The organism is Nocardioides nitrophenolicus (assembly GCF_016907515.1).
Taxonomy (GTDB): domain Bacteria; phylum Actinomycetota; class Actinomycetes; order Propionibacteriales; family Nocardioidaceae; genus Nocardioides; species Nocardioides nitrophenolicus.
Genome location: NZ_JAFBBY010000001.1, coordinates 1746336 through 1763064 on the forward strand (window position 1 = coordinate 1746336; position 16729 = coordinate 1763064).

Annotated in this window: 20 protein-coding genes; 11 read left to right on the forward strand and 9 right to left on the reverse strand. The window is 71.4% G+C overall.

Translation table 11 applies throughout. The features are described 5' to 3' along the window. Window position 1 precedes the first annotated feature (1 nt). Genes JOD66_RS08610 through JOD66_RS08630 form a run of 5 tightly spaced genes read left to right on the forward strand, consistent with a single transcriptional unit; the run spans window position 2 to window position 3387 of the window. On the forward strand, window positions 2–481 hold the full coding sequence (locus JOD66_RS08610) for a DUF6114 domain-containing protein (RefSeq protein WP_204836473.1): 480 nt from the start codon (window positions 2–4) through the stop codon (window positions 479–481). Next, window positions 478–1218, forward strand: a complete 741-nt coding sequence (locus JOD66_RS08615) for a DUF6230 family protein (protein ID WP_204836474.1) — start codon at window positions 478–480, stop codon at window positions 1216–1218. The genes JOD66_RS08610 and JOD66_RS08615 overlap by 4 nt, the downstream gene beginning before the upstream one ends. Next, a complete protein-coding gene (locus JOD66_RS08620) occupies window positions 1218–1637 on the forward strand; it encodes a DUF6114 domain-containing protein (protein WP_204836475.1) in 420 nt (139 codons plus the stop codon). The genes JOD66_RS08615 and JOD66_RS08620 overlap by 1 nt, the downstream gene beginning before the upstream one ends. Further along, entirely contained in the window at window positions 1634–2569 is a 936-nt protein-coding gene (locus tag JOD66_RS08625; RefSeq protein ID WP_204836476.1) for a hypothetical protein, read from the forward strand. Before JOD66_RS08620 ends, JOD66_RS08625 begins: the two co-directional genes overlap by 4 nt. After that, the gene (locus tag JOD66_RS08630) at window positions 2569–3387 is read left to right on the forward strand and encodes a DUF6230 family protein (protein WP_204836477.1); all 819 of its coding nucleotides are present in this window, start codon (window positions 2569–2571) and stop codon (window positions 3385–3387) included. Before JOD66_RS08625 ends, JOD66_RS08630 begins: the two co-directional genes overlap by 1 nt. A gap of 277 nt (window positions 3388–3664) precedes the next feature. On the opposite strand, the gene JOD66_RS08635 is transcribed toward JOD66_RS08630, so the two are convergent. From JOD66_RS08635 to JOD66_RS08670, 8 genes are all read right to left on the reverse strand, one after another. Continuing rightward, on the reverse strand, window positions 3665–4096 hold the full coding sequence (locus JOD66_RS08635; RefSeq protein ID WP_204836478.1) for a heat shock protein transcriptional repressor HspR: 432 nt from the start codon (window positions 4094–4096) through the stop codon (window positions 3665–3667). Beyond that, entirely contained in the window at window positions 4096–5289 is a 1194-nt protein-coding gene (gene dnaJ, locus JOD66_RS08640) for a molecular chaperone DnaJ (protein WP_204836479.1), read from the reverse strand. The genes JOD66_RS08635 and dnaJ overlap by 1 nt, the downstream gene beginning before the upstream one ends. A gap of 36 nt (window positions 5290–5325) precedes the next feature. Next, window positions 5326–5898 carry a nucleotide exchange factor GrpE gene (gene grpE, locus JOD66_RS08645; RefSeq protein WP_204836480.1) on the reverse strand — a complete coding sequence of 191 codons (573 nt, stop codon included), beginning with the start codon at window positions 5896–5898 and terminating at the stop codon, window positions 5326–5328. Beyond that, the gene (gene dnaK / locus JOD66_RS08650) at window positions 5895–7754 is read right to left on the reverse strand and encodes a molecular chaperone DnaK (protein WP_204836481.1); all 1860 of its coding nucleotides are present in this window, start codon (window positions 7752–7754) and stop codon (window positions 5895–5897) included. Before dnaK ends, grpE begins: the two co-directional genes overlap by 4 nt. Before the next feature lie 135 nt (window positions 7755–7889). Beyond that, window positions 7890–8555, reverse strand: coding sequence for an HAD-IA family hydrolase (locus tag JOD66_RS08655; RefSeq protein WP_204836482.1), 666 nt, complete (start codon window positions 8553–8555; stop codon window positions 7890–7892). 23 nt (window positions 8556–8578) lie between these two features. Further along, window positions 8579–9187, reverse strand: a complete 609-nt coding sequence (locus JOD66_RS08660; protein ID WP_204836483.1) for a hypothetical protein — start codon at window positions 9185–9187, stop codon at window positions 8579–8581. Window positions 9188–9216: 29 nt separating this feature from the next. Beyond that, a complete protein-coding gene (locus JOD66_RS08665) occupies window positions 9217–9648 on the reverse strand; it encodes a nuclear transport factor 2 family protein (protein ID WP_204836484.1) in 432 nt (143 codons plus the stop codon). Between the two features lie 10 nt (window positions 9649–9658). Next, window positions 9659–10144 carry a nitroreductase/quinone reductase family protein gene (locus tag JOD66_RS08670; protein ID WP_204836485.1) on the reverse strand — a complete coding sequence of 162 codons (486 nt, stop codon included), beginning with the start codon at window positions 10142–10144 and terminating at the stop codon, window positions 9659–9661. A 47-nt stretch (window positions 10145–10191) separates the two neighbouring features. Between JOD66_RS08670 and JOD66_RS08675 the strand changes: the two genes are divergently transcribed. The 4 genes from JOD66_RS08675 to JOD66_RS08690 are packed head-to-tail and all read left to right on the forward strand — an operon-like array spanning window position 10192 to window position 13703. Beyond that, on the forward strand, window positions 10192–11079 hold the full coding sequence (locus JOD66_RS08675; protein WP_204836486.1) for a TIGR03619 family F420-dependent LLM class oxidoreductase: 888 nt from the start codon (window positions 10192–10194) through the stop codon (window positions 11077–11079). After that, complete coding sequence (locus JOD66_RS08680) at window positions 11079–12239, forward strand: hypothetical protein (protein WP_204836487.1); 1161 nt, start codon at window positions 11079–11081, stop codon at window positions 12237–12239. Before JOD66_RS08675 ends, JOD66_RS08680 begins: the two co-directional genes overlap by 1 nt. A 55-nt stretch (window positions 12240–12294) precedes the next feature. After that, complete coding sequence (locus JOD66_RS08685) at window positions 12295–12735, forward strand: Uma2 family endonuclease (protein ID WP_204836488.1); 441 nt, start codon at window positions 12295–12297, stop codon at window positions 12733–12735. A 44-nt stretch (window positions 12736–12779) separates the two neighbouring features. After that, window positions 12780–13703, forward strand: a complete 924-nt coding sequence (locus JOD66_RS08690; protein ID WP_204836489.1) for a hypothetical protein — start codon at window positions 12780–12782, stop codon at window positions 13701–13703. Window positions 13704–13712: 9 nt separating this feature from the next. Here the strand turns inward: JOD66_RS08690 and JOD66_RS08695 are convergent, their stop codons facing one another. Beyond that, a complete protein-coding gene (locus JOD66_RS08695) occupies window positions 13713–14561 on the reverse strand; it encodes an aldo/keto reductase (protein WP_204836490.1) in 849 nt (282 codons plus the stop codon). Window positions 14562–14746: 185 nt separating this feature from the next. On the opposite strand from JOD66_RS08695, the gene JOD66_RS08700 reads away from it, so the two are divergent. Both JOD66_RS08700 and JOD66_RS08705 read left to right on the forward strand, forming a co-directional pair. After that, the gene (locus tag JOD66_RS08700) at window positions 14747–15541 is read left to right on the forward strand and encodes an SDR family oxidoreductase (RefSeq protein WP_204836491.1); all 795 of its coding nucleotides are present in this window, start codon (window positions 14747–14749) and stop codon (window positions 15539–15541) included. Beyond that, window positions 15538–16695: a sulfotransferase family protein gene (locus tag JOD66_RS08705; protein ID WP_204836492.1), complete on the forward strand. Its 1158-nt coding sequence runs from the start codon at window positions 15538–15540 to the stop codon at window positions 16693–16695. Before JOD66_RS08700 ends, JOD66_RS08705 begins: the two co-directional genes overlap by 4 nt. Window positions 16696–16729 lie beyond the last annotated feature (34 nt).

Consider the following 16729-nt stretch of genomic DNA (forward strand, 5'->3'; position numbering starts at 1 on the left):
CATGACTGACACCACCGTCTCCGGCCCGGCGAGCCCGGTCCGCACCTCGCGGCCGGCCGCACTCCGGCACGCCTTCGCCCGCTTCCGTCGTACCCGCCCGTTCTGGGGTGCGCTCGTGCTCGCCCTGGGCGCCTACTTCATCGCGCGGCCGCTCCTCGGCGGCACCTTCGCGTTCTACACGACCGTCGGCATCCGCAGCATCACGCCGCTGCTGCTCGCCGGCGGCATGCTCGCCGCGGCGGGGATCGCGGTCGTCGTACCCGCGCAACGGCACTTCCCCGCCCTGGTCGCCATGATGCTCGCGGTCGCGTCGCTGCCGCTGGCCAACCTCGGCGGCTGGCTGGTCGGCATGGTCCTCGGCATCACCGGCGCCGGGCTGGTCTTCGCCTGGACGCCGTACTCCGACAAGCAGCTCGCCCGCTTCGCCGCCAAGGACGCGCTGCGCGCCGAGCGGCGCGCGGCCCGACGGGCGGCGCGATGACCGAGGTCCGCCTCGGCACCCGCCGGCGGGCGCTGGTGCCGCTCGCCGGCGGGCTGGTCGCGCTCGTGGCGCTGTTCCAGCTGGTCAGCAGCAATGTGCTGGCGGTGAACTTCACCACCGCCAACCAGGAGTTCAAGCTCTACTCCAACTACCTCCAGGGCGCGCAGGCCGCCGGCTTCCTGTCCACCAACGACACCTCGACCGGGCAGGACAACGGCGTCGCGGAGCTCGGCATCCGCTCCGCGAAGCTCGCCGGACTGTGCGCGATCGCCTACGAGACCGTGCCGGTGGTGGGCGAGGTCTCGCTGATGATCCTGGCCGGCGTACCGGTGAAGAGCTCGTTCGCGAACGGCAGCAACACCACCACCGACGGAGCCGGCAACGCGCTGACCTTCGACGGCAACGGGCTGCTGACCGGCGGCAACCACATCACCGCCAGCAACCTGTTCGTGAACTCCCGCTCGCTCAACGGCTTCGGCAACCTGATCAGCGGCATGAACCTCGGCCAGAGCGCCGACACCGTCGACGACACCGCGGGCATCGCCTGGCCCGCCGGGCAGAGCCCGCCCGACGCCGGCGACTTCGGCCTCACCGTCGACCGGCTCAACGTCGGAGGCCTCGGCGGCGACACGTACGGCATCAACCTGCAGGGAGCGATCACCTTGCCGAACCTCAAGATCAAGGTCGTGCCCGGCCACAAGACGCAGGCCGACTGCCCGACCCAGGCGGCCGGCTGATGGCCGCGCAGGTACGACGGCGGCTCGGCGCCGTGCGGACGGCCTTCCGCGGGTTCCGGCGTACCCGTCCGTTCTGGGGCGGACTGTGGTGCATCCTCGCCGGGGCGTGGATCGTCCGCTCGATGTTCTTCTCGTTCCTGCTCGCGGTGAGCGGCGGGTGGAGCTACTCGGCCGGCTACATCCTCGGCGGCGGCCTGGTCGTGTTCGGCCTGGTCGCCTGGTTCGCGCCGCACTACCGCGGACTCGTCGGCCTGCTCGCGGTCGGGCTCGCCCTGGCGGCGTTCGTGGCCGCCAACCTCGGCGGCTACCTCGTCGGCTCGGTACTCGGGATCCTCGGGGGCTCGATGGTGTGGGCCTGGGGCGAGAAGGCGCCCCGGCGCGTGCGCGGCGGGCGCCGGCGGTCCGTCCCGGTCTCGTGAGGAAGCACGGCGCGGCGCCGTCGCTCGTCCGGCAGCGCGCGCTCGTGCTCGGCGCGGTGCTGGCACTGGCCGCCGCCGTCGTCCTGCTCCCCCGGGCCGGCGACCGCGCGCTCGGGCAGGCGCAGAGCGGCGCCTACCAGCCCTTCGCGTGCGACCAGCCGGGGAGCGCCAACCCGCAGCAGCGGCGCCAGGAGGTCCAGCTCGACAACGGGTCCGGCGACTTCAACGCCGCCGGACGGACCTACCCGTGCCTGGCCGGTGTGCGCTGGCACCTGCAGTCCGGCAGTGTCGCCACCTCGAACCCGGACGCGGCGATCGGGCAGATCCGCACGGCGTACGGACGGAAGTTCCCCAGCACCGTCTACTACGCGGCGGCGGGCTCGCGCACCGACCTCTACCAGGTGGCGTTCAGCGGGCTGCAGTTCTGCACCGGCGACACCACGCCGGTCGGCGCCTGCCCGGCGAACGGCACCACCGACATCCAGCTGTACGCCGACACCGGGGACGCCCCGCAGCCCAAGCCGGCGGCGCCGTACCGACTCACCATCGACCCGGACCAGGCGATCACCATCGGCGGCGCGGGCGTGTGGACCGAGGTGCTGGCGACCGGGGACAGCTCGTTCACGGTCCCGGTGGCGCAGCTGCCGACGGCGACCCAGGCGGCCTGCGTCCTGGTGGGCGGCACCGCGCGCGGCGGCTTCCTCGGCTTCGGCGGCACCTGCGAGCTCAGCGCCGCCGACTTCTCCGGCGGCCTGGCGCAGTGGCTCGGCGGCGGCTCCAACTACACGCTGCTCGGCGTGAACCTGGACTTCTACTACCTGGTCACCCACCGGCAGAACCCGAGCGACCCGTACACGCAGATCCCGGTCGACGGCTCCGGGAACCCGCTCAACTCGATCCAGCTCCCCAACACCACGATCACGGTGGGCTGATGGCCGACAGGTACGGAACCCGATGGGGTCGCGCGGCCGCGGCGGCCGGCACCACCCTGGGCGCGCTCGCCGCGCTCGCGACCCTCACCTGGCAGCAGGCCCTCGGCTTCGACGCGACGATCGTCATCCAGGGCGGCGACGCCACCTTCTCGTCCTCGCAGATCACGGCCGACGACGCGGCCTTCGGCATGGCTCCGGTGCGGCTGAGCGACGGGACCTGGAAGAACCTGCTGCGGGCGGGCTTCGCCCGGGCCGGCATGGACGGACTGTGCGTGTCGAAGACCGAGTCGGTCGGACCGGTGAAGTACACCCTCAAGCTGACCTCGGGCGACGGCACCTCCGCGCTCGAGATCGGCGCCGCCGACGCCGGCTTCGACGTCACCACGCTGCGCGGCACCGGCATCAACCTGCAGGGCAGCACCCAGATCGGGCAGGCCACGACGGACCTGACCACGGCGCCCGGCGCGGCGCCGTACGTCGCGAACCCGTTCGGCGTGCCGTCGACGTACGACGGGGGCTTCTTCGGCCCCGGCGGGTCCGGTCCGCAGGTCTACGGCGGCACCGCCAACGGCGGCCACGTCAACGGCCAGGGCTACACCGGCATCGACGCGACGCGCGGCACCCTGAGCGGCGTCTACGGGCGGCTGTGGCAGGCACAGGTGAGCGGCAACATCACCCTCCCGAACCTGCGGATCCAGGTGCTCGCCTTCAAGGACGCCACCGGCTTCAACGCCAACGGCACCCCGAACACCACCCCCGACGGCATCGACGACCGCTCCTGCTGGGCCGAGGCCCGCGCGGGCACCTTCCCCCGCTGACCCGGCAGAAACTGGCTCTCGTAGGGCGCCGACCCGGCAGAAACTGGCTCTCGTAGGGCGCCGACCCGGCAGAAACTGGCTCTCGTAGGGCGCCGACCCGTCAGAAACTGGCTCGAAAAAGTCGCCCACCCGGCAGAAAGCTCAGCCCGGCTCGACGATTCCGGAACCACTTTCTGCCGGGTCGAGGCAGATCCGGAGCTACTTTCTGCCGGGTCGGCGGAAATCCCGAGCTACCTTCTGCCGGGTCGGCGGAAAACCCGAGCCAGTTTCTGCCGGGTCAGGGGTTCCGGCGCCAGACGACGACGGACTGACCGACGGCGGAGGTCGGCAGGGCGGGCAGGTTGCTCCGCGGTACGACGGGCCGCGCGGCCGACGCCTGGCGCAGCGCCTCGCGGGTCGCCTCGAGCTCGGCGACCAGCTCGGCGTTGCGGGCGCGCAGGGCGGTGACGGCGTTCTCGAGGTCGAGGATCCGCTTGACGCCCTCGATGCCGATGCCGGACGCGGTGAGCTGCGCGATCTCGCGCAGCCGCTCGATGTCGCGGTAGGAGTAGCGCCGACCGCCGCCACCGGTGCGGCCGGGGGTGATCAGCCCGACCCGCTCGTAGGTCCGCAGCGTCTGCGGGTGCAGGCCGCTGAGCTGGGCCGCGACGCTGATGACGTAGACGGCCTCCTCCTCGCCGGGAGGACCCTGCGGCGGTCGGGCGGCCATCAGCCCGCGTCCTGGAACAGCCCCGACCGCAGCCGGGTGTCGTCGGTGACGGCGGCGTACGCCTCCAGCGCCTCCTTGGCGTCGGCGCCGAGGCTGCTCGGCACCTGCACCTCGACGGTGGCCAGCAGGTCGCCGCGGGTGCCGTCGGCCTTGGTCGCCCCCTTGCCGCGCACCCGGAAGGTGCGCCCGTTGGGCGTGCCGGCGGGCACCTTGAGGGTCACCGGGGCCCCGCCGAGCGTCGGGATCTTGATCTCCGCGCCGAGCGCGAGCTCGCTGAACGACACGGGTACGTCGACCGTGAGGTGCTCCCCCTTGCGACCGAACACCCGGTGCCCGGTCACCTTCACGGTGACGTAGAGGTCACCGGCGGGGCCGCCGTTGTCGCCCGGGGCGCCCTTGCCGCGCAGCCGGATCCGCTGGCCGTCCTTGACCCCCGCGGGGATCTTGGCCTGGATGGTCCGGGTGGCCCGGCCCTGGCCGGTGCCGTGGCAGGTGGGGCACGGGTCGTCGTAGACGAGCTGGCGGCCACCGCACGACGGGCAGGTCTCGTTCATCGAGAACGCGCCGCCCACCGAGGCGGTGACGAAGCCGGTGCCGTCGCAGGTCGGGCAGACATGGGGCTGGGTGCCGGGCTTGCCGCCCGTGCCGTGGCAGGTCGCGCAGGCACCGTCGGAGCTGACCCGCAGCGACACGGTGGCGCCTTCGAGCGCCTCGGTGAAGCCGATGGTCGCGGTCGTCTCCAGGTCCGCGCCGCGGGTCGCCCGCGGCGCCCGGGCCCGGCCCCGGCCGCCGCCACCGAACAGGTCGCCGAACAGGTCGCCGAAGCCACCACCGCCGCCCGCGCGGTCGCGGAGCAGGTCCTCCACGTTGACGCTGCCACCGAAGCCACCGCCGAAGCCGCCGGCGCCCCCACCGAAGCCGGCCCCGGCGGGGAAGCCGCCGCGGCTGAACATCTCGCGGGCCTGGTCGTACTTCTTGCGCTTCTCGGCGTCGCCGATGACGTCGTACGCCTCGGCGATCGCCTTGAACCGGTCGTGCTTGGCGGTGTCGTCGGGATGGGAGTCGGGGTGGTTGGCGCGCGCCAGCTTGCGGTAGGCCTTCTTGATCTCGTCCTGCGACGCGGTCTTCGCGACCCCGAGCTCCTTGTAGAAGTCCTTGGTCGCCCAGTCGGACCGGATGCCGTCGTCACTCATCGCGCACCTCCCTCCTCGTCGTTGTCGTGTCTGTCATCAAGCGGGGTCGACCACCAGCACCTGTGCCGCGCGGACCACCCGGTCGCCGATCTTGTAGCCGGCCTTGGCGATCACCTTGCACGTGGTCACCTCGACCTCGGCGTCGGTGCCGATGTGGGACAGCGCCTCGTGGATGGTGGGATCGAACGCGTCGCCGACCTCACCGAACTTCACCAGGCCCAGCCCGGCGACCACGCGCTCGAGCTGCTCGGCCGTGGCCTTGAAGCCGCCCTCGAGCGGCTCGTGCTCGCGGGCCCGGTCGATCGTGTCGAGTACGTCGATGATCGGCGTGAGCGCGGCATAGGTCGCGTTCTCGCGTAGCAGCTCGCGATCGCGCTCGACGCGCCGCTTGTAGTTGAGGAACTCCGCCTGCAGGCGCTGCAGGTCGAGGGTCCGTTCCTCGAGCTCCATCTTGGTGACGGTCAGCTCGTCGGCCTCGGGCGTGGCCTCGGCCGGCTCGGCGGCCTCGGCCGCGGGGCTCTCGGCGGCCTCGGGCTGCTCGCCCTCGGGCGAGGGAGCCGCAGTCTCCTGCGACTCCCCCTCCTCCGGGTTGAGGTTGTCCTCGGTCACTTGGCGTCGCCCTCGGTGTCCTCGTCGACGATCTCGGCCTCGACGACGTCGTCGTCGGACTCACCGGTGGCGCCGGTGCTGCCGCCCGCGGCGGCGGACTCGGCCTCGGCGGCGGCGTACATCGCGGCGCCCATCTTCTGGCTGGACTCGCCCAGCTTGGAGATGGCGGCGGTGAGGTCCTCGGCGCTCGACTCGGCGTTCTCGAGGACGCCCTTCAGCGCCTCGAGGTCGGTGGTCACCTCGGCCTTGACGTCGTCGGGGATCTTGTCGCCGTTGTCGGCGAGGAACTTCTCGGTCGTGTAGACGAGCTGGTCGCCCTGGTTGCGGACCTCGACGGCCTCGCGACGCTTGGCGTCCTCCTCGGCGTACTGCTCGGCCTCCTTGACCATCCGGTCGATGTCGTCCTTGGACAGCGCGCTGCCGCCGGAGATCGTCATGGACTGCTCGCGGCCGGACGCCTGGTCCTTGGCGGAGACGTGGACGATGCCGTTGGCGTCGATGTCGAAGGTGACCTCGATCTTCGGCACGCCGCGCGGGGCCGGCGGGAGGCCGGTCAGCTCGAAGTTGCCGAGGCCTTGGTTCTGGGACCAGATGGCGCGCTCGCCCTGGGCGACCTTGATCTCGACCGACGGCTGGTTGTCGTCGGCGGTGGTGAAGATCTCGGACCGCTTGGTCGGGATCGTGGTGTTGCGCTCGATCAGGGTGGTGAAGACGCCGCCCTTGGTCTCGATGCCGAGGGACAGCGGGGTGACGTCGAGGAGCAGCACGTCCTTGACCTCACCGGCGAGCACACCGGCCTGGAGCGCGGCGCCGACGGCGACGACCTCGTCGGGGTTGACGCCCTTGTTGGGCTCCTTGCCGCCGAGCATCTCCTTGACCAGGTCGGTCACCGCGGGCATCCGGGTCGAGCCGCCGACGAGGACGACGTGGTCGATCGCGGAGAGCGCGACGCCGGCGTCCTTGAGGACGTTCTGGAAGGGCGCCTTGGTGCGCTCGAGCAGGCCGGCGGTGAGCCGCTGGAACTCGGAGCGGGTGAGCCGCTCCTCGAAGTGCAGCGGGCCGTTCTCGCCGTGGGTGATGTAGGGCAGGTGGATCGTGGTGTCGCTGGACGACGACAGCTCGATCTTCGCCTTCTCTGCGGCCTCCTGGAGGCGCTGCGCGGCGATCTTGTCGGCGGACAGGTCGACGCCGTTGGCGTCCTTGAACTTCTTGACCATCCACTCGACGATCGCGTTGTCCCAGTCGTCGCCACCGAGGTGGTTGTCGCCGCTGGTCGCCTTGACCTCGACGACGCCCTCGCCGATCTCGAGCAGGGACACGTCGAAGGTGCCGCCACCGAGGTCGTAGACGAGGATCGTCTGGTCGTCGCCCTTGTCGAGGCCGTAGGCCAGCGCGGCCGCGGTGGGCTCGTTGACGATGCGGTCGACCTTGAGGCCCGCGATCTCGCCGGCCTCCTTGGTGGCCTGCCGCTGCGCGTCGGAGAAGTACGCCGGGACCGTGATCACCGCGTTGGTGACGGTCTCGCCGAGGTAGGCCTCCGCGTCGCGCTTGAGCTTCTGCAGGATGAACGCCGAGATCTGCTGCGGCGTGAAGTCCTTGTCCACCGGGTCCCCGATGTGCTGGGTCCAGTCGGTGCCCATGTGGCGCTTGACCGACCGGATGGTGCGGTCGACGTTGGTGACCGCCTGGCGCTTCGCGACCTCGCCGACGAGCACCTCACCGCTCTTCGCGAAGGCCACGACGGACGGGGTGGTCCGCGCTCCCTCCGCGTTGGCGATGACCGTGGGCTCGCCGCCCTCGAGGACCGCGACGACGCTGTTCGTCGTACCGAGGTCGATGCCGACAGCTCGTGCCATGTGTGTTTCTCCTCCGTGCGTGAAGCTCTGGATGCAAGTTAGTTGAGCCGGATGGACTCAAGTCTGACATAGGCTCCAACGGACCGGTCGGCGGGGTTGTTCCCGGGATCGGCGGTGAATCTCCCGGCGCCCTCGTCAGGCGCCGAGAACGACGTCCGCGAGCTCGCCGGCGTCGCTGACCTCGACCGTCGGCCGCGGCCCGTCGGGATCCACCGCGTGGCCCGGGCGGGCCAGCCGGACCACGGCGATCCCCGCCTCCAGCGCGCCCCGCACGTCGCGCGCGGACGCCGCGACGTGGACCAGTCGCTCCGGCGCGACCGCGCTCGCGGCACGCTGGTAGATCTCGGGCGACGGCTTGAAGGCACCGAGCCGCTGCGAGGTCAGCAGCAGACCGGGGTCGACCAGCGCCGCCGCCCGGGTACGCCGCGCGAGGTGGTCGTCGACATTGGACAGCAGTCCCACGCGGGCCACGTCGGCGAGCCGGCGCAGGCCCTCGGTCACGTCCGGCCACAGCGGCCAGTCGCCGACGGCGTCGTGCAGCCGGGCCAGGTCGTCGCCGGCACTGCGCGGATCGAGCCCGAGGTCGTCGTACGCGCGGCGCAGCGCCTCCCGCGACACCTCGGTGAACGTCGTGGGCGCACGCGCCTCCCGCTGGAGCGCCTTGTTGTGGCGGTCCCAGACGTCGTACAGCGCACCGCCGTCGAGACCCCAGCCGCGCTCGTCGGCGATCCGGCCGAGCACCGCCCCGGCGCCCGTGCGGGTGTCGGTCGCCGCGCTGAACAGGTCGAGGGTGACGATCATCGGGGCGCCGGGATCAGCCTGGCTCAGCCGACGGTGACGCTGATCTCGTTGCTGACCTTGCCGCTGTCGCGGTCGACGACGCGGAACCTGTTGACCCCGCTGACGCCGGTGAAGATGTAGCTGGAGAAGGTGCCGTTGGTGACGCCGACGCTGGCCGGGAAGTCGGCCCAGTCGCCGTTCTCGAAGCGCTGGACGAAGAGGATGGCGCCCTCGCCGCCGGGATAGACGCCGCTGAAGTAGATCCGCTCGCCGCTGGCGACCGTGGTCGCGAGGGCCTGGAGCGAGATCTCGCCGGCCCCGGCGCTCTCGCTGGTCGCCTCGGTGGTCGGCTCGTCGCCGGGCAGGTCGCTCTCGGCGTCGCCCGTGGCGGGTGGCTCCTCGGTGTCCTGGGTGTGCAGGGTGACCAGGGGGCCGGTGGCCTCGTCGGTCTCGACCGGCGTGGGCAGGTACATCGACTGGTGCACCGTGGCGTCCGCCGCGGAGTCGCCGCCGTCACCGCCGAGGCCGAGCACCTTGGAGCCGACCAGGGCCACCAGGGCCAGCACCAGGCCGACGCCCAGCGCGACCGCGACCAGCGCCACCAGCCCGTTGAGCACGGGACGTTCGCCGGGGGGCTGCTGCTGGTCGCTCACCCCGCCATTCTCCAGACGGGGCGAAGAAATCAGAAACCGCGCGTCCAGACGACCTGCTCGTGGAGCCGACGGGAGCGCCAGCCGGCCGGCGTACGGACGAAGGTGTGGCGGTACAGCCCGCCGACCTCCACCACGCGCTCTCCGCCCTTGCCGTCGTCGATGCGCATCGGGTTGTGGAAGTACGCCGCGACGGCGGCCTCGTTCCCGTCGTCGGCGAACGTGTAGGAGATCTGGCCGAGCATGTGGATCCGGTACGTCGAGAAGCCGGGCAGCGCCTCGGCGAGCCAGCCCTTGACCACCGGGAAGACGTCGGCGACGCCGCCGCTCTCGGTGTAGTCGATGTGGGCGGCGGGGGTGAACACGGTGTCGAGCCGATCGAAGTCGCCCTCGTCGACCGCGAGGGTGTAGCGGGTGATCGCGTCGGCGATCTCGGCCCGGTCGAGCAGCTGTTGCAGGTCCACGGGCACTCCTTCAGCGGGGCTCGAGGACGACGACGGGGATCTCCCGTTCGGTCCAGGCCTGGTAGTTGTCGAAGTCGGCGTACAGGTCGACCAGGCGGGGCCACAGCGCGGCCCGCTCGTCGGGTCCGGCGACCCGGGCGCGCACGGCCCGGCTCCGCTCCCCCGGAACGGCGACGGTCGTGTCCGGCGACGCGACCAGGTTGTGGAACCACTGCGGGTTCCTGGGCAGTCCTCCCTGGGAGGCCACGACCACCAGGTCCGGCCCGTCGGCCAGGTAGAGCAGGGGCGTGGTGAACCGGGCGCCGCTCCTGCGCCCCACGTGGTCGAGCAGGAGCACCGGCACCGGCTTGCGCCAGCCCGCACCGATCCGCCACTTCGCGCCGACCCGGCCGTTGGTGAGCCGGTAGACGAGGACGTTCGCCTTGGCGCCGTACTTGATGATCGTGGCGACGATCGGCTTGTCGAGGCCCTCGGGCTTCGGCTTGGTGGCTGCCATGGGACGTACTCTGGCAGAAATCTAGAACAGGTTCTAGTGTGGCGTCCATGCGCTTCTCCTTCGCCGAGGGCATGACCCACGCCGACTACTACGCCCCGCTCGCCCAGGCCTGCGAGGCCACCGGCTACACCTCGATGACCATCGCGGACAGCCTGATCTACCCGCAGGAGTCGGACTCGAAGTACCCCTACACCGACACCGGGGACCGCGAGTTCCTCCTCGGCAAGGAGTTCATCGAGACGTTCATCCTGTGCGCGCACCTGTTCGCGGTGACGTCCACGCTCCGGCTCACGCCGTTCGTGCTGAAGCTGCCGATCCGGCCGCCGGTGCTGGTCGCCAAGCAGGCCTCGTCACTGGCCTTCCTCTCCGGCAACCGGCTCGGGCTCGGCGTGGGCCTGTCGCCGTGGCCCGAGGACTTCGCCGCGCTCGGCGTCCCGTGGGAGCGGCGCGGCAAGCGGATGGACGAGTGCATGGACATTCTGCGCGGCCTCACCCAGCCGGGCGACGAGCCCACCTTCTTCGGGTTCTCCGGCGAGTTCTACGACATCGAGCCGCTCCAGCAGTGCCCCGCCCCGACCGAGCGGATCCCGTTGCTCGTCGGCGGCCACTCGGACGCGGCGCTGCGCCGCGCCGTCCGCAAGGGCGACGGATGGATGCACGCCGGCGGCGACGGCGAGGAGCTCGACCGCCTGCTCACCCGGCTCGCCGAGATCCGGGCCGAGGAGGGCGACACCCGCGACGACTTCGAGGTGCACGTGATCTCGTACGACGCGTACACGCTCGACGGGATCAAGCGCCTCGAGGACAAGGGCGTCACCGACTGCATCGTCGGGTTCCGAGTGCCGTACATCAAGGGCCCCGACACCGAGCCGCTGGAGACGAAGATCAAGCACCTCGAGCAGTACGCCGAGAACATCATCGCGAAGGCGTCCTGATGTCGGCCTCGCTCGGGCTGACGGGCCCCCTGCAGGCGGCGATCGCCGAGGCCGAGGAGCTGATCGCGAACGCGCCGTTCATCGACAGCGAGGCGGACCGGCTCGAGGGCTACGACTACCTCGCCGGCCGGATCCGGATGGCGATGCAGACCGCCTTCGACTACGACCTCGAGCAGCCGCTGTTCATCAACCCGACCCACCAGTTCTCGCGGCAGGGGCTCGACAACCCCGACGCGATCTACCTCAACGCCTACCTCCGCGAGGGGGTGTCGTACGTCATCCGCGGCCGCCGCGGGAGCTCCGCCGATCTGTCCTTCCAGGTGATGGGCGGCGCCTACAGCGCCGACTCCGCGGCGACCTCGCTGATGGCGTTCGACGAGCGCGAGCTCGACATCGCCGACGACGGCAGCTTCGAGTTCACCTATGTCGCCGAGCCGGGCGCCAAGACCCTGATCGTGCGCGAGGTGTTCAACGACTGGGACACCGAGGAGCGCGGCACGCTCACCATCGAGCGCCCCGACACCCTCGGCAAGCCGCGCCGCGAGCTGACCGAGGACCTGCTGCGGCGGAAGTACGAGATCGCGGCGCGCTCCCTCGTCGGCTCGATCCAGACCTGGTTCGCCTTCCCCCACTTCTTCCAGTACAAGGAGCCGGTCAACACCCTGACCGTGCCCGCCGCCACGCCCGGCGGCCTCTCCTCGCAGTTCTCCTCCATCGGCCACTACGAGCTCGCCGAGGACGAGGCGATGATCGTCAGCGTCCCGCGCTGCGACGACTGCACCTACCAGGCGATCCAGGTCGGCTCCGACTGGTACGCCTCCACCGACTACGAGACGCACCAGACGTCGCTCACCAAGGCCCAGGCCACCTGCGACGACGACGGCGTGCTGCGCTTCGTCATCTCCGAGCGGCCGCCCGGCCCCGACGGCGCGCCGATCGCCAACTGGCTCGAGACCACCGGCCACCGCACCGGCTCGATCATGCTGCGCTGGCAGCAGCTGACCCGTTCGCTCACCGCCGCCGACGGACCGACGGTCGAGGTGGTGCCGGTCGCCGAGGTCGCCGCGCGGCTCCCGGCCACGGCCGGGCTGAGCGCGGAGGAGTACGCCGAGCGGATCGCCGCGCGCCAGCGCGCCGTGGCCCGGCGGATGATCTCGTAAGCGGGTTGTCCACAGGCCGCGGCGACGTGGTCGCGGAACGCCGGCGTCTCGGGTGGTGCTTGGCCCATGTCTCGGGCCGACCGACAACCTGCTGGTCGTCCTGCGCCGTCAGCTCGAGCCGCCCCTTCGCGCCAACCGCGAGCTCGGGCTCTCCCTGCCCGTCCCGCCACGTTCCACCACGATCCCCGACCTGGTCATCCTCGATGCGGCGCGGGTGCGACCGGAGGCCAACGAGCAGCCCCCGGCGATCGTCCACGTCGTCGTCGAGATCGCGTCACCCGCCACCTACCGGAAGGACCGGACCGTCAAGTCCGACAAGTGCGCCCAGGCCGGCATCCCCGGCTACTGGCGTGTCGAGCTCGACCCGATCCGGGTGATCGCCTACGCCCTGCGCGAGGACACCTACGCCGAGCTCGGCGCCTGGACAGCCGGCGAGACGGTCGAGGTCGACGAGCCGGTGCGGGTGCGCTTCGACCCGGGCGCGCTGCTGCCCTGACGGGCCCGACGGAACCTCCGCGACCCGGGCCGCGTCGTACGCACATGCGCCCGATCGCCGTACCGACGCTCCTGCTCGCGGCCGTGCTGACCGGCTGCGGGACGGAGGTCGTCGTCGACCCCGGGGCGGCGACGGCGCCGGGCGCACCCAGCTCTCCGACGACGACCACGACCGCCGGGCCGACCGAGGGGGTGTCCGGCATCGCCGAGCCGCCGCCGTTCCGGGTCCAGTACGACGGCCAGGAGCTCGTCCTGCATCCCACCTCGTACTGCTTCGGCGGCGGGTGCGTCGACGGCGTCAGGCGGAACCCGACGGCGATCGGGGCGGCGTCGGAGCTGAGGATCCACGTGCCGGTCGAGCGCTTCGAGCTGGAGGTATCCCTCAGCGAGGTGACGGCGCCGGCGGCCGCGGGCGACCGCTGCGTGGGACGCGCCTTCCCCGCGCCCGTCGAGGATCTCGGTGGCGGGTGGTACCTGCTCCGCCCGTTCGGCCCGGCCGCGACGTACGACGTGGGCCTGTTCGCGTCCGGTGGTGGCGACCTGTCCGCCGACCTCCGGTGGACGATGCCGGCGGGTGCCGCGCAGCCCGAGCCGTCCGCGCGACTGGCGGTGGTCGCCGATCACGACGGCCGACCGGACAGCTACGGGGTCGGGCTCGCGGTCGACGACCTCGCGGCGAGCCCGCGGACCGCGAGCGCGGAGATCGAGGTGACCGCCGGCAACGGACGCTCGACGACGATCACGCCGCGGCTGAGCCGCCGCTCCTGCGCGGGCGACCTCTTCTTCGCCGCGCCCGAGCGGGAGGGGCGGGCGGCGGCCGCCCTGGGCGACTTCCCGTTCACCATGACGGTCACGCTGAGCGTCGACGGCGTCACCCACACCGCCACCGCGGTCTACCCCGACGACGAGATCGAGGGGAACGAGCCGAGCGTCGCGCTGACCTTCGACCCGCCCCTCCCCGGTCTCTGAGAGCCTGCGTCAGGCAGGGATCCAGTCGAAGGTGTCGGGGTCGGGTCCCTGGCGGCCGGCCGCACCCTTGTCGAGCGCGGTCAGGCTGGCCACCTCGTCGGCGTCGAGCGCGAAGTCGAAGACGTCGAAGTTCTCGGCGAGACGGGTCTTGCTCAGCGACTTCGGGAACACGATGTCGCCCCGGTCCAGCGCCCAGCGGAGCAGCACCTGCGCGGGGGTCTTGCCGTGGCGCTCGGCGAGGGCGGTCACGGCGGGATCGGTCAGCTCGCCGCCGCCCTGGCCCAGCGGCGACCACGCCTCGACGTGCGCGCCGTGGCCGAGGGTCGCCGCGCGGGCGGCGTCGTTGGCGAAGTAGGGATGCGCCTCGATCTGGTTGACCGCGGGGACCACGCCGGTGGCGGCGACGATCCGGTCGAGGTGGGCGGGCTGGAAGTTGGAGACGCCGACCGAGGTGGTCAGTCCGGCCTCCCGCAGCTCGAGGAGGGTCTCCCAGGTGGAGACGAAGTCGCCGTCGTACCGCGTGGGGAGCGGCCAGTGAATGAGGAAGAGGTCGACCCGCTCCAGGCCGAGTTGGTCGAGCGAGGCGCGCAGCGAGTCCTTCGCCGCGGCGGCCTCGTGGCGGTTGTTGTTGAGCTTGGTGGTGACGTACAGGTCCTCGCGGGCCAGGCCGGACCTCGCGATCGCGGCGCCCACGCCGGCCTCGTTGCCGTACATCTGCGCGGTGTCGATGTGGCGGTAGCCGATCTCCAGGGCGTCGGACACCACCCGCTCGGTGTCGGCCTGCGGCACCTGCCACACGCCGAGGCCGAACTGGGGGATGGAGGTCTGGTCGTTGAGTTCGATGCGGGAAATGCTCACGTGAGGTCCAACGGTGCGGTGCGCGGGCTATTCCTGGCCGGGGCTTCTGGTTCGGATTCATCACGGGATGTAGGCGAGCCATCACACCTGTAGTGGAGTTCCACTACAGATGTGGCCATCCGCCTACATCCCGTGATGAATCCGACCCCTTCCGGAAAACTGAAACACGTTCTAGTGTGTCCGCCATGGTGGATCTGCTGACGGACAAGGTCATCGTGCTCTCCGGCGTCGGGCCCGGCCTGGGGCGCTCGCTCGGCGAGGAGGCGGCGAAGATGGGCGCCGACCTGGTGCTCGCGAGCCGCACCCCGCACCGGCTGGAGAAGATGGCCGACGTCGTCCGCTCCCACGGGCGGCGGGCGCTCGTCGTACCGACCGACATCACCGACGAGGACCAGCGCAAGGCCCTCGTCGAGGCGGCGCTCGACGAGTTCGGCAAGGTCGACTGCCTGGTCAACAACGCCTTCGGCATCCCGCCGATGGACCCGATCAGCACCCTCGACCTCGACGGGCTGCGCACGGCCAACGAGACCAATGTGTTCGCGCCGCTGCGTCTGTCGGCCCTGTTCGCCGACGCCCTCGCCCAGACCGAGGACAAGGTCGGCGGCTCGGTGATCATGGTCAACTCGTGCGTGATCTACAGCAGTCAGCCGGAGTACTCCGGCTACAAGCTGTCGAAGGGCACCCTCGAGCACCTCGCCCAGTCGCTCGCCACCGAGCTCGGTCCGCGGGGCATCCGGGTCAACAGCGTCGCGCCGTCGTACATCTACGAGGACGTCAACAAGGCCTACTTCGACTGGATCGCGCAGGAGTCGGGCCGCACCCACGAGGAGGTGTACGCCGAGAAGGCGGCCCCCACCGACCTCAAGCGGCTCGCCACGCCGGACGAGGTCGCCCGCGCCACGCTCTTCCTCGCCTCCGACCTGGCCTCCGCCGTGACCGGCCAGATGCTCAACGTCGACTGCGGAGAGTTCCACGCATGAGCGAGCCCCGCCAGCGCGCCGACATCGGCAGCTTCGACGACATCTGCGCGGCCGCCACCCGCACCACGGGACTGACCGACTTCGGCTTCGCGGAGGCCCCCGGCCACGAGGAGGCGTTCCGGATCCTGGTCGAGGACCTCGGCTCCGCCGAGGCCGGACTGACCGGGATCGGCAACTACTTCATGCGCTCGCAGGTCAAGAGCGCCCTGGTCGCGCGGCTGCTCACCCAGGCTCGGTTCGCCGAGTTCCCCCAGCACGCCGAGGTCACCATCGAGCGGCCGATCTTCGTGCTCGGCCTCCCCCGCACCGGGACCACGGCGCTGAGCCGGCTGCTCTGCGCCGACCCCGCGAACCAGGGACTCGAGATGTGGCTCACCGAGTTCCCCCAGCCCCGCCCGCCGCGCGAGACCTGGGAGGACGACCCGATCTTCACCGCGATGCAGGCGGCCTTCCGCGAGCACCACGTCACCAACCCGGAGTTCATGGGCATCCACTACTCCGACGCCACCGAGCCGGAGGAGTGCTGGCGGGTGCTTCGGCAGACCGGCAAGTCGCTCGGCTTCGAGTCGCTGGCGCACGTGCCGGCGTACTCCCGCTGGCTGGCCACCCAGTCCTGGACCGACGCCTACGAGCGGCACCGCCGCAACCTGCAGCTGATCGGGCTCAACGACCAGGACCGGCGCTGGGTGCTGAAGAACCCGTCGCACCTGATCGCGCTCGACGCCCTGCTCGAGGTCTACCCCGACGCGCTGGTGGTGATGACCCAGCGCGACCCGGTCACCTCGGTCGCGTCGGCCTGCTCGCTGTCCGCCGAGGCGACCGCCGGGCACTCCACGACCTTCGTCGGCGAGACCCTCGGCCGCGACCAGCTCGGCCACCTCACCCGCCAGTGGGACGCGTTCTGGCAGGCCCGGGAGAAGGCCGACGAGAGCCAGTTCTTCGACGTCGACTACCGCGGCTTCGTGCAGGACCCGGTGGGCACCGTCGGCGCGATCTACGACGCCTTCGGGCTCACCTGGAGCGCCGAGGCCCAGGCCGCCGTACGCCGGCTCGACGAGGAGTCGCGGCAGGGACCGCGGCGCCCGTCGCACCAGTACGACCTGGCGGACTACGGCATCACGGAGGACGAGGTGCGGGAGTCCTTCGCGCGCTGAGACGCTTCTATGGGTTGTCAACCCATAGAAGCGT

Bases quoted from the DNA above. Each gene is read 5' to 3' on its own strand.
- JOD66_RS08610 (WP_204836473.1), top strand. From the start codon at position 2: ATGACTGACACCACCGTCTCCGGCCCGGCGAGCCCGGTCCGCACCTCG.
- JOD66_RS08615 (WP_204836474.1), top strand. From the start codon at position 478: ATGACCGAGGTCCGCCTCGGCACCCGCCGGCGGGCGCTGGTGCCGCTC.
- JOD66_RS08620 (WP_204836475.1), top strand. From the start codon at position 1,218: ATGGCCGCGCAGGTACGACGGCGGCTCGGCGCCGTGCGGACGGCCTTC.
- JOD66_RS08630 (WP_204836477.1), top strand. From the start codon at position 2,569: ATGGCCGACAGGTACGGAACCCGATGGGGTCGCGCGGCCGCGGCGGCC.
- JOD66_RS08635 (WP_204836478.1), bottom strand. From the start codon at position 4,096: ATGGCCGCCCGACCGCCGCAGGGTCCTCCCGGCGAGGAGGAGGCCGTC.
- dnaJ (WP_204836479.1), bottom strand. From the start codon at position 5,289: ATGAGTGACGACGGCATCCGGTCCGACTGGGCGACCAAGGACTTCTAC.
- dnaK (WP_204836481.1), bottom strand. From the start codon at position 7,754: ATGGCACGAGCTGTCGGCATCGACCTCGGTACGACGAACAGCGTCGTC.
- JOD66_RS08655 (WP_204836482.1), bottom strand. From the start codon at position 8,555: ATGATCGTCACCCTCGACCTGTTCAGCGCGGCGACCGACACCCGCACG.
- JOD66_RS08670 (WP_204836485.1), bottom strand. From the start codon at position 10,144: ATGGCAGCCACCAAGCCGAAGCCCGAGGGCCTCGACAAGCCGATCGTC.
- JOD66_RS08675 (WP_204836486.1), top strand. From the start codon at position 10,192: ATGCGCTTCTCCTTCGCCGAGGGCATGACCCACGCCGACTACTACGCC.
- JOD66_RS08680 (WP_204836487.1), top strand. From the start codon at position 11,079: ATGTCGGCCTCGCTCGGGCTGACGGGCCCCCTGCAGGCGGCGATCGCC.
- JOD66_RS08690 (WP_204836489.1), top strand. From the start codon at position 12,780: ATGCGCCCGATCGCCGTACCGACGCTCCTGCTCGCGGCCGTGCTGACC.
- JOD66_RS08700 (WP_204836491.1), top strand. From the start codon at position 14,747: ATGGTGGATCTGCTGACGGACAAGGTCATCGTGCTCTCCGGCGTCGGG.
- JOD66_RS08705 (WP_204836492.1), top strand. From the start codon at position 15,538: ATGAGCGAGCCCCGCCAGCGCGCCGACATCGGCAGCTTCGACGACATC.